The following is a 1099-nucleotide window of genomic DNA, read 5'->3' as shown; positions in this document are numbered from 1 at the left end:
GTGGTGGCGGTGCTGGAGGAGCTGGAGGGGCAGGGGCTGGGTCCGGGGGAGGTTGCGGTGAGGGCGATGGAGGTGCTGCCCGGGCACCTGGCGGATCGGGGCCTGGTGATGCCGGCCGGCGCCCTGGACGGCGTCCAGGTGAGGGAGCTGCTGACCTTCGGGCGCAGGGTGGTGACGATGGATGCCGGGATGCAGGAGCGGGCGGTGGGGCTGCTCAGTGATCTGATGAACACGCCCGGCACGGGGAGCCACCGTGAATGGGTCAGAATCGTGACGACCCAGCTCGGCCTGCCCGCCAAACCTATGGAGTCGCAGTTCAAGGGGCTTGTCGCGCGGGCGAGGGGTGACTTCGGTCCCGGTGGGCTGGCGCTGGCGCGTCTGGGGGAGGAGCAGCGGGCGCGGCTGGTGCCGGCGCTGCGGGAGATCATGCAGGACCGTGCCACGGCCACGCTGGGGGAGTGGAACCGTGCCCTGAAGGACAAGCTCACCCTCCCGGCCCTTCTCTCCCGGGGTCAGCTCAGCCGTCTGGTGGCGGTGGTTCGTGGCCGGGGGTCTTTGGACACGGTGAAGCATGAGGATCTGAGTGAGGAGGAGTGGCGTCAGCTGGTTCCTGTCCTGCGGCGGTTGCGCCAGGAGTATTCGGATGCCACCGATGAGGCGTTGAATGTTCTGCTCACCCACCAGCAGCAACTCCCCCACCTGCTGACGAGGGATCAGTTCTCTCTGGTGAAGGAGGCGGTGCGGCACGGGCTGGATTCTCACATCCATGTGGAGATGACGGATGCGCAGCGGCGGCAGGTGTATTACCTGTTGCAGGATCTGCATGACCGGGGTGGCTCGTTGGCGGATCATCGTGCGGTGGCCGAGTATCTTGCCGGCCACTGCGGCTTCGCCCCCCCACCGGTCAGGCAGGTGCGTGATCTGATCGGCAGGGCTCGTGATGCCTTCCTGCACAGCGGGTTCAAGTCGCTGAGTGTGGAGCAGAAGGAGTTGGTGTTTCCGCGGTTGTGGGAGGTGCTGGAGGAGCTGCCGCAGGCGGATGCGGCCATCCAGGGGGCTGCTCTGGCAGCGCTGCTGGGGACTGACACCCCACCCGCCC

At 67.5% G+C, this 1099-nt stretch carries 1 protein-coding gene; it reads left to right on the top strand.

Going from position 1 to position 1099, the window contains the following annotated elements; all coding sequences use genetic code 11:
- Positions 1-9 precede the first annotated feature (9 nt).
- Positions 10-1099: hypothetical protein (locus ACWGI8_RS44505; protein WP_453669360.1), on the top strand; the 1090-nt coding region annotated here is incomplete at its 3' end.

Source organism: Streptomyces sp. NPDC054841, from assembly GCF_053611045.1.
This window is presented reverse-complemented; position numbering and strand designations above follow the sequence as displayed.